20 protein-coding genes and 1 pseudogene are annotated in these 19448 nt (G+C 73.9%); 14 read left to right on the top strand and 7 right to left on the bottom strand.

What is annotated here, in order from left to right; translation table 11 throughout:
- The first annotated feature begins 54 nt into the window (after positions 1–54).
- The 6 genes from ACH4K1_RS31430 to fabF all read left to right on the top strand — a co-directional run bounded on the left by ACH4K1_RS31430 (position 55) and on the right by fabF (position 5568).
- Positions 55–462: a hypothetical protein gene (locus ACH4K1_RS31430; protein ID WP_398092934.1), complete on the top strand. Its 408-nt coding sequence runs from the start codon at positions 55–57 to the stop codon at positions 460–462.
- Between the two features lie 207 nt (positions 463–669).
- A complete protein-coding gene (locus ACH4K1_RS31425; RefSeq protein WP_398092933.1) occupies positions 670–1869 on the top strand; it encodes a PucR family transcriptional regulator in 1200 nt (399 codons plus the stop codon).
- Between the two features lie 89 nt (positions 1870–1958).
- The gene (locus tag ACH4K1_RS31420) at positions 1959–2876 is read left to right on the top strand and encodes an ACP S-malonyltransferase (RefSeq protein WP_398092932.1); all 918 of its coding nucleotides are present in this window, start codon (positions 1959–1961) and stop codon (positions 2874–2876) included.
- A gap of 9 nt (positions 2877–2885) precedes the next feature.
- Positions 2886–3917 carry a ketoacyl-ACP synthase III gene (locus tag ACH4K1_RS31415; RefSeq protein ID WP_398092931.1) on the top strand — a complete coding sequence of 344 codons (1032 nt, stop codon included), beginning with the start codon at positions 2886–2888 and terminating at the stop codon, positions 3915–3917.
- A 63-nt stretch (positions 3918–3980) separates the two neighbouring features.
- The gene (locus ACH4K1_RS31410) at positions 3981–4229 is read left to right on the top strand and encodes an acyl carrier protein (protein WP_014045780.1); all 249 of its coding nucleotides are present in this window, start codon (positions 3981–3983) and stop codon (positions 4227–4229) included.
- Positions 4230–4305: 76 nt separating this feature from the next.
- A complete protein-coding gene (fabF, locus tag ACH4K1_RS31405) occupies positions 4306–5568 on the top strand; it encodes a beta-ketoacyl-ACP synthase II (protein WP_398092930.1) in 1263 nt (420 codons plus the stop codon).
- A gap of 128 nt (positions 5569–5696) precedes the next feature.
- Here fabF and ACH4K1_RS31400 read toward each other — a convergent pair whose 3' ends face one another.
- Entirely contained in the window at positions 5697–6191 is a 495-nt protein-coding gene (locus tag ACH4K1_RS31400; RefSeq protein ID WP_228993372.1) for a DUF3145 domain-containing protein, read from the bottom strand.
- 373 nt (positions 6192–6564) lie between these two features.
- Here ACH4K1_RS31400 and ACH4K1_RS31395 point away from each other — a divergent pair, with 373 nt between their 5' ends.
- Both ACH4K1_RS31395 and ACH4K1_RS31390 read left to right on the top strand, forming a co-directional pair.
- Positions 6565–7503: an SGNH/GDSL hydrolase family protein gene (locus tag ACH4K1_RS31395; protein ID WP_398092929.1), complete on the top strand. Its 939-nt coding sequence runs from the start codon at positions 6565–6567 to the stop codon at positions 7501–7503.
- Between the two features lie 30 nt (positions 7504–7533).
- A pseudogene (locus tag ACH4K1_RS31390) lies at positions 7534–7681 on the top strand (galactose-1-epimerase); the annotation flags it as partial.
- Between the two features lie 70 nt (positions 7682–7751).
- Here the strand turns inward: ACH4K1_RS31390 and ACH4K1_RS31385 are convergent.
- The 4 genes from ACH4K1_RS31385 to ACH4K1_RS31370 form a co-directional block, all read right to left on the bottom strand.
- Positions 7752–8360: a LysE family transporter gene (locus tag ACH4K1_RS31385; RefSeq protein ID WP_398092928.1), complete on the bottom strand. Its 609-nt coding sequence runs from the start codon at positions 8358–8360 to the stop codon at positions 7752–7754.
- The gene (locus ACH4K1_RS31380; RefSeq protein WP_398092927.1) at positions 8357–9187 is read right to left on the bottom strand and encodes an EI24 domain-containing protein; all 831 of its coding nucleotides are present in this window, start codon (positions 9185–9187) and stop codon (positions 8357–8359) included. The genes ACH4K1_RS31385 and ACH4K1_RS31380 overlap by 4 nt, the downstream gene beginning before the upstream one ends.
- 82 nt (positions 9188–9269) lie before the next feature.
- Complete coding sequence (locus ACH4K1_RS31375; protein WP_398092926.1) at positions 9270–9698, bottom strand: organic hydroperoxide resistance protein; 429 nt, start codon at positions 9696–9698, stop codon at positions 9270–9272.
- A gap of 97 nt (positions 9699–9795) precedes the next feature.
- Positions 9796–10815, bottom strand: coding sequence for an NADP-dependent oxidoreductase (locus ACH4K1_RS31370; protein WP_398092925.1), 1020 nt, complete (start codon positions 10813–10815; stop codon positions 9796–9798).
- 130 nt (positions 10816–10945) lie between these two features.
- Between ACH4K1_RS31370 and ACH4K1_RS31365 the strand changes: the two genes are divergently transcribed.
- The gene (locus tag ACH4K1_RS31365) at positions 10946–11380 is read left to right on the top strand and encodes a MarR family winged helix-turn-helix transcriptional regulator (RefSeq protein WP_228993366.1); all 435 of its coding nucleotides are present in this window, start codon (positions 10946–10948) and stop codon (positions 11378–11380) included.
- Between the two features lie 121 nt (positions 11381–11501).
- On the opposite strand, the gene ACH4K1_RS31360 is transcribed toward ACH4K1_RS31365, so the two are convergent.
- On the bottom strand, positions 11502–12134 hold the full coding sequence (locus ACH4K1_RS31360) for a hypothetical protein (protein ID WP_398092924.1): 633 nt from the start codon (positions 12132–12134) through the stop codon (positions 11502–11504).
- Between the two features lie 217 nt (positions 12135–12351).
- Between ACH4K1_RS31360 and ACH4K1_RS31355 the strand changes: the two genes are divergently transcribed.
- From ACH4K1_RS31355 to ACH4K1_RS31345, 3 genes are all read left to right on the top strand, one after another.
- Positions 12352–12495 (top strand): hypothetical protein, encoded by a 144-nt coding sequence (locus ACH4K1_RS31355; protein WP_398092923.1) that lies wholly within the window; start codon positions 12352–12354, stop codon positions 12493–12495.
- A 141-nt stretch (positions 12496–12636) separates the two neighbouring features.
- Positions 12637–13674 (top strand): rod shape-determining protein, encoded by a 1038-nt coding sequence (locus ACH4K1_RS31350; RefSeq protein WP_398092922.1) that lies wholly within the window; start codon positions 12637–12639, stop codon positions 13672–13674.
- 163 nt (positions 13675–13837) lie between these two features.
- Entirely contained in the window at positions 13838–15634 is a 1797-nt protein-coding gene (locus ACH4K1_RS31345; protein WP_398092967.1) for a GAF domain-containing protein, read from the top strand.
- A 206-nt stretch (positions 15635–15840) separates the two neighbouring features.
- On the opposite strand, the gene ACH4K1_RS31340 is transcribed toward ACH4K1_RS31345, so the two are convergent.
- Complete coding sequence (locus ACH4K1_RS31340; RefSeq protein ID WP_228993362.1) at positions 15841–16272, bottom strand: Lrp/AsnC family transcriptional regulator; 432 nt, start codon at positions 16270–16272, stop codon at positions 15841–15843.
- Positions 16273–16483: 211 nt separating this feature from the next.
- Between ACH4K1_RS31340 and ACH4K1_RS31335 the strand changes: the two genes are divergently transcribed.
- A complete protein-coding gene (locus ACH4K1_RS31335; RefSeq protein WP_398092921.1) occupies positions 16484–18004 on the top strand; it encodes an acyl-CoA synthetase in 1521 nt (506 codons plus the stop codon).
- Entirely contained in the window at positions 17997–19400 is a 1404-nt protein-coding gene (locus ACH4K1_RS31330) for a carboxyl transferase domain-containing protein (protein WP_398092920.1), read from the top strand. Before ACH4K1_RS31335 ends, ACH4K1_RS31330 begins: the two co-directional genes overlap by 8 nt.
- The last annotated feature ends 48 nt before the right edge of the window (positions 19401–19448 follow it).

Below are 19448 nucleotides of genomic sequence, written 5' to 3'. Positions count from 1 at the left end.
CGACCGCTCCCCCGTACGGGAAGCGGCAACCGCCCACTGCTAGATTCATCCGCCATGCGATCACGAGACTACGACCTCGAATTCCGGGAGCGGGCCGCCCGCACACGTGACGTGGGGGCCCTCCTCCTGGTGGTCGCGGGCCTGTTGTGGGGCTGGTGCGCCATCCTGCTGATGACGGAGTACTCGATCGAGACGGACCGGGGCAACGAACGGGAGTGCGCGGCCCGTCTGTTCACGGACCGGGGCACCGCCAACGAAGGCGTCTACAACGGCGACTACTGCGCCGACGAACGCGACTGGCCCGAGGCGCTGCTCGTCCTCGGGCTCTCCCTCCCCGTGGCGCTCGCGGGGACCGCGCTGGTCACCACCGGCAGCGTGAGCCGCCGGATGAGCGCCCACGCCCAGGCGATGCGCGAACTGGACCGGCTGGCGGACAAGCGCGAGAAGCAGACCGGGGCCTGACCGCACCCCCGCCGGGCCCCGCCCCGGTCGGCGCGGGTCGGGGACGTACGTACGTACGGAGACGGTGACGGCGGCCACGACGAGGGCGGCCGCGCCCCGACGACGGCGCTCCGGACCGGCCGCGGCGGCCACCGCCCTACCCGCCGGTACGGGGCTCCCTCGCCCCGGCCCGCCGATCCACCGGCCCGATAAGGCAGTCTTGTCCTCGTGCCCCGACCCGATCCTGAGCAGCCCCCCGCCCACGACGCCCACCTGCACGCCGCGACCCTGAAGAGGCTGGAGCAGTCCTCCGGCCGGCTGGCCGCGAACGCGATTGCCCGCATGGACGAATCGCTGCCGTGGTACCGGGCGATGCCTCCGGAGAACCGGTCCTGGATCGGCCTGGTCGCCCAGGCCGGTATCGCCGCGTTCACCGAGTGGTTCCGGCATCCCGAGACCCCGCAGGCCATCTCGACCGACGTGTTCGGCACCGCCCCGCGCGAACTGACCCGGGCCATCACCCTGCGGCAGACCGTGGAGATGGTGCGCACCACGATCGAGGTCATGGAGGCCGCGATCGACGAGGTGGCCGCCCCCGGCGACGAGTCGGTGCTGCGGGAGGCGCTGCTCGTCTACGCGCGCGAGATCGCCTTCGCCACCGCCCAGGTCTACGCGCAGGCCGCCGAGGCCCGCGGCGCCTGGGACGCCCGGCTGGAGTCCCTGGTGGTGAACGCGGTGCTCTCCGGCGAGGCCGACGAGGGGGCCGTCTCCCGGGCCGCCGCGCTCGGCTGGAACTCGCCCGAGCACGTGTGTGTCGTCCTCGGCACCGCGCCGGACGGGGACAGCGAGCTGACCGTCGAGGCGATCCGGCGCGCCGCCCGGCACGCCAAGCTCCAGGTCCTCACCGGCGTCCTCGGCCACCGGCTCGTGGTCATCGCGGGCGGCAGCGACAACCCTCTCCAGGTGGCGAAGGGCCTGATCGGCCCGTACGCGGCCGGGCCGGTCGTCGCCGGTCCCGTCGTGCCGGACCTCCTCGCGGCCACCCGGTCCGCGCAGGCGGCGGCGGCCGGGCTGAAGGCGTGCGCTGCGTGGCAGGACGCGCCGCGCCCGGTGCTGGCGGACGATCTCCTCCCGGAACGCGCGATGGCCGGAGACCCCGCTGCGCGCGACCAGCTGGTGGAGGAGATCTACAGACCGCTGGAGGAAGCCGGGTCGGCCCTGCTGGAAACGCTGAGCGTCTATCTGGAGCAGGCGAGCAGTCTGGAGGGCGCCGCCCGGATGCTCTTCGTACACCCCAACACCGTGCGCTACCGGCTGCGACGTGTGACGGACGTCACCGGTTGGTCACCCTCCGATGTGCGCTCCGCCTTCACGCTGCGGATCGCCCTCATCCTGGGGCGCTTGGCCGCAGCCGATCCTCAGTCCTAGACTTTTGTCGGACTTCAACAATTCCCCTGACGGTTCTTCGTCCCTGTCCCCACGGGCGTACCGGGCCGTCCACAAGAGAGAGTGTGAGGGTGCTCGTACTCGTCGCTCCCGGCCAAGGCGCTCAGACGCCCGGCTTCCTGACTCCCTGGCTCGACCTCCCCGGTGCCGCCGACCGCATCGCGGCCTGGTCCGACGCCATCGGGCTCGACCTTGCCCACTACGGCACGAAGGCCGACGCGGACGAGATCCGCGACACGGCCGTGGCGCAGCCGCTCCTGGTGGCTGCCGGACTGCTCTCGGCGTCCGCTCTGGACGCCGCCGCCCCGGACGTCGTCGCGGGCCACAGCGTCGGTGAGATCACCGCCGCCGCGCTCGCCGGCGTCATCGACGACGAGGCCGCGCTGCGCTTCGTCCGGACCCGGGGGCTCGGCATGGCCGAGGCCGCCGCCGTCACCGAGACCGGGATGGCCGCCCTCCTCGGCGGCGACCCGGCCGTCACGGTCCCCCACCTGGAGAAGCTGGGGCTGACCCCGGCCAACGTCAACGGCGGCGGCCAGATCGTCGCCGCCGGCACCGCCGCCCAGCTCGCCGCCCTGGAGGCCGACAAGCCCGAGGGCGTCAGGCGGATCGTTCCGCTGAAGGTGGCCGGCGCGTTCCACACGCACCACATGGCTCCGGCCGTGGAGAAGCTGCGCGCGGCGGTCGGGGATCTGACGGTCTCCGACCCGACCGTGCGTTACGTTTCCAACGCCGACGGCCACACCGTGGCCACCGGCACCGAGGTCGTCGCCCGGCTGGTCGGGCAGGTCGCCAACCCGGTCCGCTGGGACCTGTGCATGGAGACCTTCCAGTCCCTGGGCGTCACCGCACTCGTCGAGCTGAGCCCGGGCGGCACGCTGACCGGCCTCGCCAAGCGGGCGCTGCCCGGCGTACGGACGCTGGCGCTCAAGACCCCCGACGACCTCGACGCGGCCCGCGCGCTCATCTCCGAGCACGCGGGCGTCTAAGGAGCGAGCATGTCGAAGATCAAGCCCAGCAAGGGCGCCCCGTACGCGCGGATCATCGGTGTCGGCGGCTACCGCCCGACCCGGGTCGTGCCGAACGAGGTGATCCTCGAGACGATCGACTCGTCCGACGAGTGGATCCGCTCCCGCTCCGGCATCGTCACCCGCCACTGGGCCTCCGACGAGGAGACCGTGGCCGCGATGTCGATCGAGGCGTCCGGCAAGGCCATCGCCGACGCGGGAATCGACCCCGACCGAATCGGCGCGGTCGTCGTCTCGACCGTCTCGCACTTCAAGCAGACCCCGGCCGTGGCGACCGAGATCGCGCACAAGATCGGCGCGGGCAGGCCCGCCGCCTTCGACATCTCCGCCGGCTGCGCGGGCTTCGGCTACGGCCTGACCCTCGCCAAGGGCATGATCGTCGAGGGTTCGGCGGAGTACGTCCTGGTCATCGGCGTGGAGCGGCTCAGCGACCTGACCGACCTGGAGGACCGCGCGACGGCCTTCCTGTTCGGCGACGGTGCGGGCGCGGTCGTCGTCGGCCCCTCCCAGGAACCGGCCATCGGCCCGACCGTGTGGGGCTCCGAGGGCGACAAGTCCGAGACCATCAAGCAGACGGTGGCCTGGAACGACCTGCACGTCGGCGACGTCTCCACGCTGCCGCTCGACTCCAAGGGCGAGATCAAGTTCCCCGCCATCACGCAGGAGGGCCAGGCGGTCTTCCGCTGGGCCGTCTTCGAGATGGCGAAGGTCGCCCAGCAGGCGCTGGACGCGGCCGGGATCTCCCCGGAGGACCTGGACGTCTTCATCCCGCACCAGGCCAACATGCGGATCATCGACTCGATGGTGAAGACCCTGAAACTGCCGGAACACGTCACGGTCGCCCGTGACATCGAGTCCACCGGCAACACGTCCGCCGCCTCGATCCCGCTCGCGATGGAGCGGCTCCTGGCGACCGGTCAGGCGAAGAGCGGCGACACCGCGCTCGTCATCGGCTTCGGGGCGGGTCTCGTCTACGCCGCGACGGTCGTTACCCTCCCCTAGGCACACCGGACCTTTTGGCCCGTGCGCACGTACACCGAACAAACCCACCGAAGGAGCGCCAAGATGGCCGCCACGCAGGAAGAGATCGTCACCGGTCTCGCCGAGATCGTCAACGAGATCGCCGGTATCCCGGTCGAGGACGTCCAGCTGGACAAGTCCTTCACCGACGACCTGGACGTCGACTCGCTGTCCATGGTCGAGGTCGTCGTCGCCGCCGAGGAGCGCTTCGACGTCAAGATCCCCGACGAGGACGTCAAGAACCTCAAGACGGTCGGCGACGCCGCCGACTACATCCTGAAGCACCAGGGCTGACCCCAGCCCGGCTGTGTCGCCACCCGGCGGTGGCGCCGCTGATTCACGACCCTCTACACGTGGAGAAGATTTTCCAGTGAACTCGACCAATCGCACCGTGGTCGTCACCGGTATCGGCGCAACCACTCCGCTGGGTGGCGACTCCGCATCGACCTGGGAAGGTCTGATGGCCGGCCGGTCCGGCGTCAAGCCTCTCGAAGGCGAGCGCTTCGCCGAACTGCCCGTCCGGATCGCCGCCCTCGCGGCCGTCGACCCGGGCGACGTACTCCCCCGCCCGCTGGCCCGCAAGCTGGACCGCTCCGCGCAGTTCGCGCTGATCGCGGCCCGCGAGGCGTGGGCGGACGCGGGCTTCACCGCCAAGGCCGGCGAGGACGAGTCCATCGCCCCCGAGCGCCTCGGCTCGGTCATCGCCTCCGGCATCGGCGGCGTGATCACCCTGCTCGACCAGTACGACGTGCTCAAGGAGAAGGGCGTACGCCGCGTCTCACCGCACACCGTTCCCATGCTCATGCCCAACGGCCCGGCGGCCAACGTCGGCCTGGAGGTCAACGCCCAGGCCGGCGTCCACACGCCCGTCTCCGCCTGCGCCTCGGGCGCGGAGGCGATCGGGTACGCCGTCGAGATGATCCGCACCGGCCGGGCCGACGTGGTCGTCGCCGGTGGCACGGAGGCGGCGATCCACCCGCTGCCGATCGCCGCGTTCGCCAACATGATGGCGATGTCCAAGAGCAACGACGAGCCCGAGAAGGCGTCGCGTCCGTACGACACCGGCCGGGACGGGTTCGTCCTCGGCGAGGGCGCGGGCGTCGTCGTCCTGGAGTCCGCCGACCACGCCGCCAAGCGTGGCGCGAAGGTCTACTGCGAGGTGCTGGGCCAGGGCCTGTCGGCCGACGCCCACCACATCGCGCAGCCCGAGCCGTCCGGGCGGGGCATCGCCGCCGCGATGCAGAACCTGCTGGACTCCAGCGACCTCAAGCCGTCCGAGGTGGTCCACCTCAACGCGCACGCCACCTCGACGCCGCAGGGCGACATCGCGGAGATCAAGGCGCTGCGCAAGGTGCTGGGCGAGGACCTGGACCACGTCGCGATCTCCGCGACGAAGTCGATGACGGGCCACCTGCTGGGCGGCGCGGGCGGCATCGAGACGGTGGCCACCGTCCTCGCGCTGCACCACCGCACGGCCCCCCCGACCATCAACGTCGAGGACCTGGACGCGGAGATCGACGCGGACATCGTGCGCGGCGAGCCCCGGGCGCTGCCCGAGGGCCCGATCGCGGCGATCAACAACTCGTTCGGGTTCGGCGGCCACAACGTGGTGCTGGCCTTCCGGTCCGTGTGACCCCCGCTTTACGGCTGAAGCCCGCTTCCCGGTTCCCGGGAGGCGGGCTTCGTCATGCGATCGGGCCGGGGCGGGCGCCGGGAGGGGGCACACCACCTGGTGGAGGCCGGGGCAGGCCCCGGGGGGAATCACACCACTTGGTGGAGCCAGCGGACGGGCGCGCCCTCGCCGGCGTGGCGGAAGGACTCCAGCTCGTCGTCCCACGGCTTGCCGAGCAGGGAGGAGATCTCCGTCTCCAGGTCGCTCTCGCCGCGCACCGAGCGCGCCAGGGCGGCCCGCAGCCGGTCCTCGGGGACCAGGATGTCGCCGTGCAGGCCGGTGACGGCGTGGAAGATGCCGAGGCCGGGGGTGGAGCTGTAGCGCTCGCCCTCGGCGGTGGCGCACGGCTCGGCCGTCACCTCGAAGCGCAGCAGGTCCCAGCCGCGCAGGGCGGAGGCGAGCTGCGAGGCGGTGCCGACGCGGCCCTGCCAGGAGAATTCGGACCGCCAGGTGCCGGGCGCGGCCGGCTGCCTGATCCAGTCCAACTGCACCCGCACACCGAGGACGCCCCCCACTGCCCACTCGACGTGTGGGCACAGCGCGCGTGGTGCGGAGTGAACGTACAGGACTCCACGTGTCGTCACCGGAACCTCCCGTGTGGGACGAAGTACGCCTTCCCCAACGGCCTCGCGTCCGGACCGCCTCTTTTCGGCCGAACCCCGAGGTTGTCATCAGTAAACAGCATCGGGAGTTAATCTCCTGAAAAGGGACAGTATGTGACGGGATGTAATGTACCGGAGCCACCCCGGTGCACGCGGGCGGGCGGGACGCCACTGGTTCGACGGGGAAAAGCTACCGTGCGCCGGGGCCGTCCGTGTGACGTACGGTCGGTCTCGGGCCCCTGTTCCGCCGGGTTTCACCCGGCAGGGCGCGCACACCCCCGACCTGGGGACCGTGCGCGTGCCAGGGGCATGTCCAGAGGCATACGCCACGGGGTGGCCGGAGGGGGTCCGAACGATGCCGGAGCGTGCGACACGCCCACGAACGCGTACCGCTGCCGCCGCGTTGACGGCGCTCGCGTGCCTCGGCACGGCAGCCTTGGCCGGATGTAGCGGCGGCGGCGCGGAGAACGGCGTGTCGGGGAACGCCCCGGCCTCCTCGCGCGCCGCGTCGCCGTCCCCCTCCCCCACTCCGGACTGGAACCCCCGCCCCCGGTCGATCGCGGCGGTCGGCGACTCGATCACCCGGGGCTTCGACGCCTGCTCGGTGCTGGCCGACTGCCCGGAGGTGTCGTGGGCGACCGGTACGGACGCCTCGGTGCGCTCCCTCGCGGTCCGGCTGCTCGGCCCGTCGAAGGCGGCGGAGCGAAGCTGGAACCACGCGGTGTCGGGCTCCCGGATGGTGCAGCTGCCCGAGCAGATGGCACGGGCGGCGAAGGAGCGGCCGGAGCTGGTGACGGTGATGACGGGCGCGAACGACGCGTGCCGGGACTCGGTGCGGCTGATGACGCCGGTGGCCGATTTCCGTACGTACTTCGAGGCGTCGATGCGGCAGCTGCGGGCCGGGGCGCCGAAGGCGCGGGTGTACGTCTCCAGCGTGCCCGACCTGAAGCGGCTCTGGTCGACGGGGCGGACGAGCGAGCTGGGCAAGAAGATCTGGCGGCTCGGGATCTGCCGGTCGATGCTGGCCGACGCGGACGACCTGGGCCCGGCGGCGGTCGCCCGGCGGGACGCGGTGCAGGACCGGGTGGTGGCGTACAACGAGGTGCTGCGGGACGTGTGCGCGAAGGACCGCTACTGCCGCTACGACGGCGGGGCGGTGTTCGCCTACCGGTTCACCGGCACGCAGCTGAGCCCGTGGGACTGGTTCCACCCGAGCCGGGACGGCCAGGCCCGGCTGGCGGAGATCGCCTACCGCACCGTCACGGCCGCGGAGCCGCCCGCGCAGGGCCGGTGACCGGGGCAAGCGGTACGGACCACGGACCCGGCGGTACGGACGGAAGGCGTCGGCGCCCTCGCGGACGGTTCGCCCGGCCGCCCGGTGGACGCCGGAGCGGGACGGGGCCCGCGTACGCGTCCTCACCTGCGGGGCGATCGCGCGGTCGGTGGAGGCGCCGGGCCGGGACGGCTCCCGGCCGCGGCTTCCGCCTCAGCGCACCGAGTACGCGTTCTCGGTGCGCTGAGGCGCTTCCGGCGGCGCTCCGGTCAGCGGGCCAGGCCGAGCGTGACGCCGAGGCCGACGAGGACCGAGCCGATCGAACGGTTCAGGGCCTTCTGGCGGCGCAGCATCGCGCCGCGCAGCCGGGAGTGCGAGAAGAACAGGGCGACCAGGGAGAACCAGCCGAGGTGGGCGGCCGACATGAACAGGCCGTACCCCGCCTGCTGCCAGAGCGCGGTACCGGGGCCGACGACCTGGGTGAAGGTGGCGACGACGAACAGGGTCGTCTTCGGGTTGAGGGCGTTGGTCAGGAACCCGCTGCGCAGCGCCCCGAAGGGGGAGAGCCCCGGCCGGTCCGTCAGATCGACGTCGAGGTCGGCGCGGGCCAGGAAGGTGCGCACCCCGATGTAGATCAGGTACGCGGCGCCCGCCAGCTTGACCGCGGTGAACAGGGCGGTCGAGGAGGCGATGAGCAGCCCGACGCCGAGCATCGTGTACGTGACGTGGACCAGGACGCCCGCCGCGACGCCGGTCGCCGCGAGGACGCCGGTGGTGCGCCCGTACAGGTAGCTGTTGCGGACGACCATGGCGAAGTCGGCGCCCGGGGAGACGACCGCGAGGACGGTGATGGCGGCGACCGCCAGCAGCTCGGTCACGCGGACCACGGTCGGGGGGCCGGTGCGCCGGCGTCGTCGCCGGCGGTGCCGGGCCCGACGCCGGGCTCCGTGTCCGGGGCCGGGGCCGGGGCGGGGCCGACCAGGTCGCGGGCGAGGAGGGTGGCCCCGGCGACGGCTCCGGGCATCAGGAACACCGCGACGACCGGGATGAGGAAGGCGAGGGTCAGCGGGACGCCGAAGCCGAGGACCAGCATCCGGCGGCCCCGCAGCAGGGCGAGGCGGTCCTTGAGGACCATGCCCCTGCGCTGGAGGGCGACGGCGGTCAGCTCCTCGGCGAGGAAGTAGCCGGAGACGCAGAAGCCGATCGCGGGGACCGCGGTCTGGCCGATGACGGGGATGAAACCGCAGGCGAAGAGGACGATCCCGTAGAGGGCGACGCGCAGCAGGATGCGGACGGAGTCGCGGGCGGAGATCCACAGTTCGCGCCAGAACGGCAGTCCGGACTCGGGGACGTCGCCGCCCTCGCTGCGGTCGACCTCCTCGGAGAGCGATTCGTAGAAGGGCTGGCCGACCAGCAGGGTGACGGCGGTGAAGGTGATGACCGCGAGGAACAGGCCGAAGACGAAGACGAGCGCGGTCAGTCCGGTGCGCAGCATCCCCTGCCAGGGGGAGGACCAGTCGTCGGCGAACGGGGTCGCCCAGCCGACGAGGTCGTCGGCCCCGTAACCGAGGCCGACCAGGGCTCCGGCGTAGACGACGAGGGTGACCAGTCCGGGCAGCAGACCGAATCCGAACCACCGCCCGTGCCGGGCAACCCAGCGCTGCCCCTTCACCAAGTAACCGAAACCCGCCCCGAGATCGCTCATGGGCGTCAGCGTACTGGCGTGCGGAAACGTGCGAGGACCGCACCCCGGGGCGGGGTGCGGTCCTCGTGGAAGCCGTGACCGGTCAGACGACCGAGAGCTCGACCTTGATGTTGCCGCGGGTGGCGTTCGAGTACGGGCAGACCTGGTGGGCCTTCTCGACGAGCGCCTGAGCGGTGGCGGCGTCGACGTTCGGGATGGAGGCGCTGATCGCGACCTCCAGGCCGAAGCCGCCGGCCTCCGTCTTGCCGATCGAGACCGAGGCGGTCACGGTCGAGCCGGAGACGTCGGCCTTCTCCTGGCGGGCGACGACGCCCAGCGCGCCCTGGAAGCAGGCGCTGTAGCCCGCCGCGAAGAGCTGCTCCGGGTTGGTGCCCGCCCCGCTGCCGCCCATGGCCTTCGGCGGGTTCACGACGACGTCGAGCTGACCGTCGTCGGAGGAGACCCGGCCGTCGCGGCCGTTCTCGGCGGTGGCGGCGGCGGTGTAGGCGACGTCGATCTTCTGGATGGTCATGGTGTGAACATTCCTCCGGTTGGTGCGCCGCGACTCGCGCCCACGATCGCGACGGCCTGGACACGAGCCTAACGGGTGACCGCGGTCGGAGGCGGGGTCAGGCCAGGGAAACGATCATCTTGCCGGTGTTCTCGCCGCGCAGCAGGCCCATGAAGGCGTCGAAGCCCTTCTCGATGCCCTCGACCTTCGTCTCCTGGTACTTCAGCTCGCCCGAGGCCAGCCAGCCGGCGACGTCCTGGACGAACTGCGGCTGGAGGTCGGCGTGGTCGCCGACGAGCATGCCCTGCAGGCGCAGCCGCTTGCCGATGATCAGCGCCATGTTGCTCGGGCCGGGGGTCGGCTCGGTGGAGTTGTACTGAGCGATCATGCCGCAGATGGTGGCGCGGCCGTGCACGTTGAACGAGGAGATCGCGGCTTCGAGGTGGTCGCCGCCGACGTTGTCGAAGTAGACGTCGATGCCGTCGGGGGCGGCTTCCTTGAGCTGGTCGCGGACGGGCCCGTTCTTGTAGTTGAACGCGGCGTCGAAGCCGTACTCCTCGGTGAGGAGCTTGACCTTCTCGTCGGAGCCGGCGGAGCCGATGACCCGGGAGGCGCCCTTGAGCTTCGCCATCTGGCCGACCTGGCTGCCCACGGCCCCGGCCGCGCCGGAGACGAAGACCGCGTCGCCCTCCTTGAAGGAGGCGACGTCGAACAGGCCGGCGTAGGCGGTGAGTCCGGTCATGCCGAGCACGCCGAGGTAGGCGGAGAGCGGGGCGAGGTCGGGGTCGACCTTGACCGCGTGCTTGGCGGGCACGTCGGCGATCTCGCGCCAGCCGAGGCCGTGCAGGACGTGGTCGCCCACGGCGAAGCCCTCGGCCTCCGAGGCGATGACCTCGCCGACCGCGCCGCCGTCCATCGGGTGGTCGAGCTTGAAGGGCGGGGTGTACGACTTCACGTCGTTCATCCGGCCGCGCATGTACGGGTCGACGGAGAAGTACTTGTTGCGGACGAGGATGCGGCCTTCGGCCGGAGCGGCCACCGCGACCTCACGCAGCGCGAAGTCATCGGCCCGGGGCCACCCGTGGGGACGGGCGACGAGGTGCCATTCGCGGCTGGACGTGGGAAGTGCTGCAGACATGGGCTCGGGTTCTCCTCAATGTCCTACGGGGGTGAGCCTCCGCGCTCGTCGGCGCGAAAAGCTTCATGACATGAAACAACCATGCTCCTGAATATTTCATGATGTCAAGCAAATCGGTACGCTGTCGTCCATGGCCACTCGCACAGACCCCCTGACCCTTGAGGTCGTCGAACTCATCGGCGCCGTGGTGGCGCGCTACCACGAGGAGTACGACCGGGCCGCCGCCGAGCACACCCTCACCGGCGCGCAGGCGCGGGTCCTCGGGCTGCTCTCCCTCGCTCCGCTGCCGATGCGGAAGATCGCGGTCAGGCTGAAGTGCGAGCCGTCGAACGTCACCGGCATCATCGACCGGCTGGAGGCGCGCGGCCTGGTCGAGCGCCGGCCCGATCCGGCCGACCGGCGGGTGAAGCTGGCCGCCGCGACGGACGAGGGCCGCCGCACGGCGCGGGAGCTGCGGGACGCGCTGGACTTCGCCCGGGAGCCGCTGGCCGGCCTCTCGGACGCGGAGCGCACGATGCTCCGGGACCTGCTGCGCCGGATGCTGGGCGAGGAGGCCGCCGCTTAACGGCGCGATCCCGGCGGGGAGGCCGCTCAGCGGTGCGATCCCAGCGGGGAGGCCGCTCGCCGGGCGTGCTCCACCCGCGCCGCTCCCCCTCCGCGCACCGCCACAGGAAGCGCCGCTCCCTCTACGTGCACCACCACAGGAAGCGGGTGCAGCTCGGGGACGGCGTCGGGGTGGGCGTCGGCTCGGCCGGGGGCGGCGGGGGCGCGGGAGCGGTCGTCGACTGCTCCGGCCCGCCCGGCCCCGGCGGAGCGGTGGACGGGCCGTCGGGCGTGCCGGACGGGGCCGGCTCGTCGGACGGGGAGGCGGTGGACCTGTCCGGCGCCGGGGTTTCGGGGTTCGAGGTGTCCACCGGCTCCGGAGGGCGTCCGCCGCGGCCCTCGGCGGGTGAGGCGTCCGGGCCGGGGTCCGTGGCCGTCCCGGCCCGGGAGGCGGCGGGGCCGGGATGGCGGGGGGCGGCGGTGGAGGACTCTGCGGGCGGCGCCTCGGTGGGGCCGCCCGGGGCCTCGCGTACGAAGTCGGCGGCGGTGTCGTCCCGCTCGGGCTCCCCGGCCAGCTCCGCCAGGGCCACCGCGCCCGCCGCGAGCAGCAGCCCGAGGGCCCCGAGCAGCACGGCCCGACCGCGTCGGCGGCGCCCGGTGCGCGCCGCCCGCCGCCGGGCACCGGTACGGACGGCCCCTGCCCCGCCGTCGCGCGCGCCGGAGGGGGAGGCCGTCCCGTACCCCCCGTCCGGCGCGGGGCCGACGGGTTCGGGCATGACATAGGGGGACAGCGCCTGGGCCGGCGTTCCGCACCCGGCGCAGGCCAGGGCCCCGTTGAGATGCCGTCGGCACGGGTGGCAGTAATCCATGGCGCCCGCAGACTAGGCGGCCGCGGAACGACCGGGGAAGCCACCCAGGTGAGGATTGTGTGAGGAAGATCGAATTCCGGTGACGGCCGGTCCGATACGCCTGACATGCGGAAGGACGGGCCGCATGACCCCTCCCGCCCCCCTGCCGCTCCAGCCCGCCCCGCTCCGCCGGACGGCCCGGTCGCCGGTGGCCACCGGCCCGGCGTCCGGCCGGGAACGGGTCGCGGAGCTCCCCCGGGGCCGGTCCCGGCGGCTGCTTGCGGAGTGAGCGGAAGGGAAGCTGATCGCCCGTCAGCTCCCCTCCTCTTACGGCGCAGCCCAACGCGCGCGACGGCCCGGACGGCGCGACCATGCAAGGAGAGACCGGCTGCCCGCCGGTGCCACCGTCCGCGCGCTCGGGAGAATCGCCGTGACCGTCAGCCTTGAGCAGTTGCAGCGTTGCCATGTCGCCGTCGACCTCGGGGCCGCGAGGACCCGGGTGTACATCAAGGGGCTCGGGCTCGTCGTGGACGAACCGAGCGTCGCCGCCGTCAACACCCGTACCGGCTCCCTCATCGCCGTCGGCGCGCTCGCCGAGCAGATGACCGGCCGCACCCCCGACTACATCCGGGTGGCCCGCCCGGTCTCCGGCGGCACGGTCGTCGACATCGAGATGGCCCAGCGGATGCTGCGCCATCTTCTGGGCGACAAGCTCCGCCGCCAACTGCGTCGCAAGCCCCGGCTGCGCGCCGCCGCCTGCACCCCGCACGAGGCCGATCCGCTGGCCCAGCGGGCGACGGTGGAGACGCTGGTCGGCCTCGGCGCCCGCCGGGTCGAGCTGGTGGACACCCTGATCGCGGCGGCCGTGGGCTGCGGCCTGCCGGTCGAGCAGCCGACCGCCACCATGATCATGGTGTGCGGGGCCGCCACCACCCAGATCGCCGTGCTCTCGCTCGGCTCGATCGTGACCGCCGTACGCATCCCGGTGGGCGGCAACGCGATCGACGAGGCGATCATCCAGCACCTGCGCCAGCACCACCAGCTGCTGCTGCCGAGCCAGTCGGTGCGCCCGCTCCAGGTGACCCTGCACGGCAACGGCCTCCAGCTCACCGGCCCCGCCCTCACCGAGATCCACGGCCGCGACGTGGCGACGGGGCTGGCCCGGTCGGTGCAGGTCGACACCGCCGCCGTACGGCAGGCCATCCACACCCCGCTCACGGCGGTGCTCGACGGGGTCGGCAAGGTGCTCCGCGAGTGCCCGCCGGACCTGGTGGCCGACCTGGCGGACCGCGGGATCATGATGGTGGGCGGCAGCGCGCTGCTGCCTGGCCTCGACCAGATGCTGCGCGACGCGACCGGGATGCCGGTGCACATCGCCGAGCGGCCGGACGCCTGCTCGGTGCTCGGGCTGGGGGCGATGCTGGACGGCAAGGTCCAGCCGATGGTCCTCAACCCGCTGGCGGGGTGAGCCGGCCGGCACGGGCCGGGTGGCGGGGCCGGCGGCCGGGACGGCCCGCGCGACACGACCGGTACGGACAGCACGGACGGTACGGATGAAGGGGACCGTGGAGCCCGAGCGCGGCGAGCCCGGTGGGGACGAGCCCGGCGCGGACGCCGCCGGGCGGCTGCCGATGCTGCTGGAGGCGGTACTCGACGTCGGCAGCGATCTGGAGCTGGGCTCCACCCTCCAGCAGATCGTGGACACCGCCACCGCGCTGACCGGGGCCCGCCGGGGGGCGCTCGGGGTGCTGGACCCCGACCGGGACCGGGTCGAGGCCCTGTACACCGCCGGAATGACGGAGGCGGAACGGCGGCGCCTCGACCTCTTCCCCGACGCCCCCGCAGCCACCCCGGCTCCGGCGCCCGCCGCGATCGGGACGCCCCGCCCGGACTCCGCAGCCGACCCCGCCCCGCACACCCCGCCGCCCGGCGCCGCACGCCCCGCCCCGGGCTCCGGGCCGGAAATCTCCCCGCACCCCGCTGCGGGCCCCGCCCCGGGCTCCGGGCCGGAAATCTCCCCGCACCCCGCTGCGGGCCCCGCCCCGGACCACTCCCCCGGCCTTCCGGCGGGGCGGGACCTCCTGCGGGCCCCGATCCTCGTGCACACCGAGGAGTTCGGCCGGCTCCACCTCTCCGGCAAGCCGTCCGGCCCGTTCACCGACATCGACCTGGCCCTGCTGCGGGCCCTGGCCGCCCAGGCGGGCATCGCGATCGGCAACGCCCGGCTGTACGCGGCGGCCCGACAGCGCGAGCGGTGGATCACGGGGGCGGCGGCCGTCACCACCGCCCTGCTGACCGGCACCGACGCGGCCGACGCGTTGATGACGGTGGCCGAACGGGCCCGGGTGCTGGCGGACGCCTCTGCCGGGGTGATCCTCCAGCCCACCGAGGAGGGCGGCATGGAGATCGTGACCGCCTCCACCCGGGACGACCCGGCGGGCATCGTCGGCACGGTGATCGAGCCCGGTTCCCCCGTGCTGGTCCAGTTGCTCGGCGGCGAACCGGTCTTCATCGACGACTCGGCCACCGACCCCCGGATGACCACCGGCGTACGTTCCCGCTTCGGGCCGAGCATGATGCTGCCGCTGCAGAGCGGCGGACGGCTCATCGGCACGCTCGCTCTGCCCCGGCGGCGCGGCGAGCGCCCCTACACGGATCTGGACCGGCTGCTGGCGACCCAGTTCGCCTCGCAGGCGGCCCTCGCCCTGGTCCTGGCGGACGCGCAGGCCGACCGGGAACAGCTCGCGGTGTACGAGGACCGCGACCGGATCGCCCGCGACCTGCACGATCTGGTGGTCCAGCGGCTCTTCGCCACCGAGATGATGCTGGAGTCGACCCGCCGCAGGGCCGCCGCGGGGGCGGGCGGCGCGGGGGCCGAGGCGGATGCGGGACATGGAACGGGGGCGGGGGCCGAGGCGGATGCGGGACGTGGAACGGGGGCGGGCGACGCCGGCTCCGGTGCCGGGGCGGGGCCGGAGGCCGAGGCGGACGCGGGGGCCGGGGCGGGTGATCTGCTGGGCCGGGCGGTGGACGAACTGGACTCCACGATCCAGGAGGTCCGCACCGCGATCTTCGCCCTCCAGCAGCCGCCCGCCGAGGCCCCGGCCACCTTCCGGGGCCGGGTGCTGCGGGAGACCGGGGGCGCGGCGGCACTGCTCGGCTTCCCGCCGTCGGTGCGGTTCGCCGGGGCGGTGGACGCGCTGGTGGACGAGGAGACGGGCCGGGAGCTGCTGGCCGCCCTGCGCGGGGCGCTGGCCGCCGCGCACCGCAGGCCCGGGGTGTCGGCCATCGAGGTGGAGGTGGACGCCACGGTCCGGCTGCCGGACGGGCGGGAGGGGGTACGGCTGATGGTCGCGGACGACGGGCGCGGCGAGGACGGCCGACCGACGACGGTGACCTGGCAGTCCCCGCTCCGACCGGGGCGGTAGGGCCCGGCGGCTCAGCGCGCTCCGGTGGCGACCGCACCCGCGCGGCCCCCGCGCGGAGCGCGCTCGGCGCTCCGGGACCGGTGACGTTCAGGCTCCGGGGCCGGTGAGGCTCCGGCTCCGGCCCCGGTGAGACTCCGGCTCCGGCTCCGGACCGGTGACGTTCAGGCCCCGGGCCGGTGACGTTCGGGCGCTGGTCCTGCGGGCACTCAGTGCTTCGGGGCCGCGCGCAGGGCGATCCGGGTGGTGGTGTGGGCGACGCCCGCCTCCCGTTTCAGGCGGCGCAGCAGAGTGTCCAGCGCCCCCGGGTCGGCGGCGGTGGCCCGCACGAGGTAGTCGTGGCCGCCCGTCAGGTGCACCACCTCGGTGATGCCGGGCAGCACCAGCACCGACCGCTCGAACTCCTCGTTCGTCGTGTCGAGTCGCAGCGTCACATCGATGAAGGCCACCAGGCCCGAACGGGTGTCGGCGGCCGGGTCGACGATCACGGTGAAGCCGCGGATGACGCCGTCGCGGCGCATCCGGCGGACCCGGTCGCCCGCCGCGTTGGCGCTGAGCCCCACGCGTACGCCCAGATCCCGGTACGAGATGCGGGCGTCCTCCTGGAGAATGCCGAGGATTTCCCTGTCCAGCCGATCCATAGGTCAATTGTCCCAGCTTATGGCGATACCGGCCGGGGGACGTTCGGTCGCCCGGTCGGCGCAGGCCGGCGGTCCGCCGGGCGCCCCGGGGCCCGTGTCCGGTTCCGCCGAACACGGGCGGGCGGGTCGGGCACGGACCGGCTGCGTGACGCTCCCCTCATGGGCTCCGGAGGCCGTACGGGAACCGGTGCGACGGCCTAGGCTTCCCGGCGTGACCTCCCTCCTGCTCCCCGCGCTCCACTCCCCCACCGGCCCGGCGGCCGCGCGGGAGGCCGTCCGCTTCGGCGACCTCTCCCTGACCTACGGCCGGCTGGCCGAGGCGTCCGCCGCGCTCGCCGCCCGTATCGCGGACGCGGGCCGGGTCGCCGTCTGGGCCACCCCGACGGCGGAGACGGTGCTCGCGGTGGTGGCCGCCCTGCGCGCCGGAGTCCCGGCGGTTCCGCTCAACCCCCGTACCGGAGAACGCGAGTTGGCGCACATCCTGGCCGACAGCGCGCCCACGGCCGTGCTGGCGGGCCCGGACGACGCGCTGCCGCCCGCGCTGGCGAAGCTGCGGCGGGTGACGGTGGACGCCCGGGCGGCGGCGACGGCCGAAGCCGGAGAGGGGCACGAGGGCGAGGAGGCCCGCCCCGAGGCGGCCGCCCTCATCGTCTACACCTCCGGCACCACCGGGCCGCCGAAGGGGGCGGTCCTGCCCCGCCGGGCCGTCGCCGCCTCCCTGGACGCGTTGGAGGACGCCTGGGGATGGACCGGCGACGACGTCCTGGTCCACGCGCTTCCGCTGTTCCACGTGCACGGGCTGATCCTGGGCGTGCTAGGCCCGCTGCGGCGCGGCGGTTCCGTACGCCACCTGGGGAAGTTCTCGCCGGACGGCGTCGCCCGGGAGCTGGGGTCCGGCGGAACCATGCTGTTCGGGGTGCCGACGATGTACCACCGGCTGGCGGAGCTGCTGGACGGGAGGGACCGGGCGCCCTCGGCGGGCGACCCCGGCCCGGAGGCGCCCGGAGCGCCGGCCGAGGTGCTGGCGGCGGCGCTGGCCGGGGCCCGGCTGCTGGTCTCCGGGTCGGCGGCGCTGCCCGTGCACGACCACGAACGCATCGCGGCGGCGACCGGGCGGCGGGTGATCGAACGGTACGGGATGACGGAGACCCTGATGAACACCGGAATCCGGGCGGACGGGGCCCCGCGTCCCGGAACGGTGGGCCCGCCGCTCGCCGGGGTGGAGCTGCGCCTGGTGGAGGACGACGGCACGGTGCTCGACGCCCCCGGGGCGATCGGCGAGATCCAGGTCCGGGGCCCGAACCTCTTCAGCGGTTACCTCAACCGGCCCGACGCCACCGCCGCCGCCCTCACGGCGGACGGCTACTTCCGTACGGGCGACGTCGGCACCGTGGACGAGGACGGCTACGTCACCCTCGTCGGACGCAAGGCCACCGATCTGATCAAGAGCGGCGGCTACAAGATCGGCGCGGGCGAGATCGAGAACGCGCTCCTCGCCCACCCCGGGGTCCGGGAGGCGGCGGTCACCGGCGAGGCCGACCCGGACCTCGGCGAGCGGGTGGTGGCCTGGGTGGTCGCCTCGGCCCCCGACTCTCCGCCCTCCCCCGAGGAGTTGGCGGACCACGTGGCCGCCCAGCTCGCCCCGCACAAACGCCCGCGCACCGTGCGCTACCTGGACGCCCTGCCCCGCAACGACCTGGGCAAGATCATGAAGAGGTCGCTCCGTGCCTGACGAGACCCCCGCCCCGGCGACGGCCCGGGAGATGATCGCCCTGCTCACCGGCGGGGCGGGCTTCACCGAACACCGTCCGGCGCCGCGTTTCCAGCCGCCGGACGGCCCGCTCGGCTGGGCGGGGTACGACGCGGCGCGCGAACGTGCCACGGCCCGGACCGGCGAGGAAGAGTCGGTCGTGTACGGCACCGGGGCCGTCGGGGACCGCGCCTGCGTCCTGCTCTCCTTCGAATTCGGTTTCCTGGGCGGCTCGCTGGGCGGGCTGACGGGTGACCGGCTGACGGCCGCGTACGAGCTGGCCCTGACCCGGCGGCTTCCCCTGCTCGCGCTGGTCGCCACCGGGGGCAGCCGGATGCAGGAGGGCATGATCGCCCTCACCCAGCTCCAGCGGGTGGCGGCCGCCTCCGTCCGGCTGCGCGCGGCCGGGCTCCCGCAGATCGCGGTGGTCCGCGACCCGACGACCGGCGGCGGCTGGGCCACGGTGGGCGCGGGCGCCGATGTGGTGCTGGCGCTGCCGGGCGCACAGATCGGCTTCGCCGGTTCCCGGGTACGGCCGCCGGACGCCGACCCGTACGCGTACGGGGCCGAGGGCCAGTTCGCGGCGGGCCAGGTGGACGCGGTCGTCCCGGCCGACGAGCTGGCCACCGCGGTGGAGCACTGGCTGCGCGTACTCGGCCCGCACGAAGCCCTCCCGGCCGCCCCGGTACCGCGTGCGCTGGCGGCGTCCGGCGCGGAGGCGGCGACCGGAGCCGAGCCGCTGCCGCACGAGCGGTCGGCGGCGCGGCTCCCCCGGACCGGGCGGGAGGCGGTGGCGCGGGCGCGGGATGCTCGACGGCCGCGCGCGGAGGCGTACCTGGCCGACTACCTCACCGTGCGGCTCCCCCTCCACGGGGACCGCTGCGGCGGCACGGACCCGGGCCTGCTGAGCGGTTTCGGGCTGCGCGCGGACGGGCTGCCCGTGGCGTACGTCGCCCAGTGCGGGACGCCCACCCGCCCGGCCGGGTACCGCGCGGCGGCCCGGACGATCCGGCTGGCGGACCGCCTCGGCGTCCCCGTCCTGACCCTGGTCGACACCCCGGGCGCCGCCAATGACGCCGAGGCGGAACAGACCGGGGCGGGCGCGGCCATCGCGGACGCCTTCGCGGCGGTCGCGGCGGCCCGGGTGCCGGTGACGACGCTGGTGATCGGCGAAGGCGGCTCGGGCGGGGCGCTGGCACTCGCGGCGCCGGGCAACACCCATGTCACGGCGGACGGTTACTTCTCCGTCATCGCCCCGGAACTGGCCGCCGCGATCCTCAAGCGTCCGTCCTCGGAGACCGGCGCCACCGCCGACCAGTTGCGGCTGCGTCCGCAGGACCTGCTGGAGCTGGGCGTCGTCCGCTCGATCGTGGAGTAGCCCGTACGCGGCCGTACGACGGGACCGCTCCCGGGCCCGTAGGGCGGA

The organism is Streptomyces sp. NPDC017448, from assembly GCF_044330565.1.
In the GTDB taxonomy this organism is placed as follows: Bacteria; Actinomycetota; Actinomycetes; order Streptomycetales; family Streptomycetaceae; genus Streptomyces.
The sequence above is the reverse complement of the archived record's forward strand: the minus strand, read 5'-3'. Positions and strand labels throughout refer to the sequence as shown.

Coding starts and splice junctions, on each gene's coding strand:
- ACH4K1_RS31430 (WP_398092934.1), top strand. CDS start 55: ATGCGATCACGAGACTACGACCTCGAATTCCGGGAGCGGGCCGCCCGC.
- ACH4K1_RS31415 (WP_398092931.1), top strand. CDS start 2,886: ATGTCGAAGATCAAGCCCAGCAAGGGCGCCCCGTACGCGCGGATCATC.
- ACH4K1_RS31410 (WP_014045780.1), top strand. CDS start 3,981: ATGGCCGCCACGCAGGAAGAGATCGTCACCGGTCTCGCCGAGATCGTC.
- ACH4K1_RS31395 (WP_398092929.1), top strand. CDS start 6,565: ATGCCGGAGCGTGCGACACGCCCACGAACGCGTACCGCTGCCGCCGCG.
- ACH4K1_RS31380 (WP_398092927.1), bottom strand. CDS start 9,187: ATGAGCGATCTCGGGGCGGGTTTCGGTTACTTGGTGAAGGGGCAGCGC.
- ACH4K1_RS31375 (WP_398092926.1), bottom strand. CDS start 9,698: ATGACCATCCAGAAGATCGACGTCGCCTACACCGCCGCCGCCACCGCC.
- ACH4K1_RS31370 (WP_398092925.1), bottom strand. CDS start 10,815: ATGTCTGCAGCACTTCCCACGTCCAGCCGCGAATGGCACCTCGTCGCC.
- ACH4K1_RS31365 (WP_228993366.1), top strand. CDS start 10,946: ATGGCCACTCGCACAGACCCCCTGACCCTTGAGGTCGTCGAACTCATC.
- ACH4K1_RS31360 (WP_398092924.1), bottom strand. CDS start 12,134: ATGCCCGAACCCGTCGGCCCCGCGCCGGACGGGGGGTACGGGACGGCC.
- ACH4K1_RS31355 (WP_398092923.1), top strand. CDS start 12,352: ATGACCCCTCCCGCCCCCCTGCCGCTCCAGCCCGCCCCGCTCCGCCGG.
- ACH4K1_RS31345 (WP_398092967.1), top strand. CDS start 13,838: ATGCTGCTGGAGGCGGTACTCGACGTCGGCAGCGATCTGGAGCTGGGC.
- ACH4K1_RS31340 (WP_228993362.1), bottom strand. CDS start 16,272: ATGGATCGGCTGGACAGGGAAATCCTCGGCATTCTCCAGGAGGACGCC.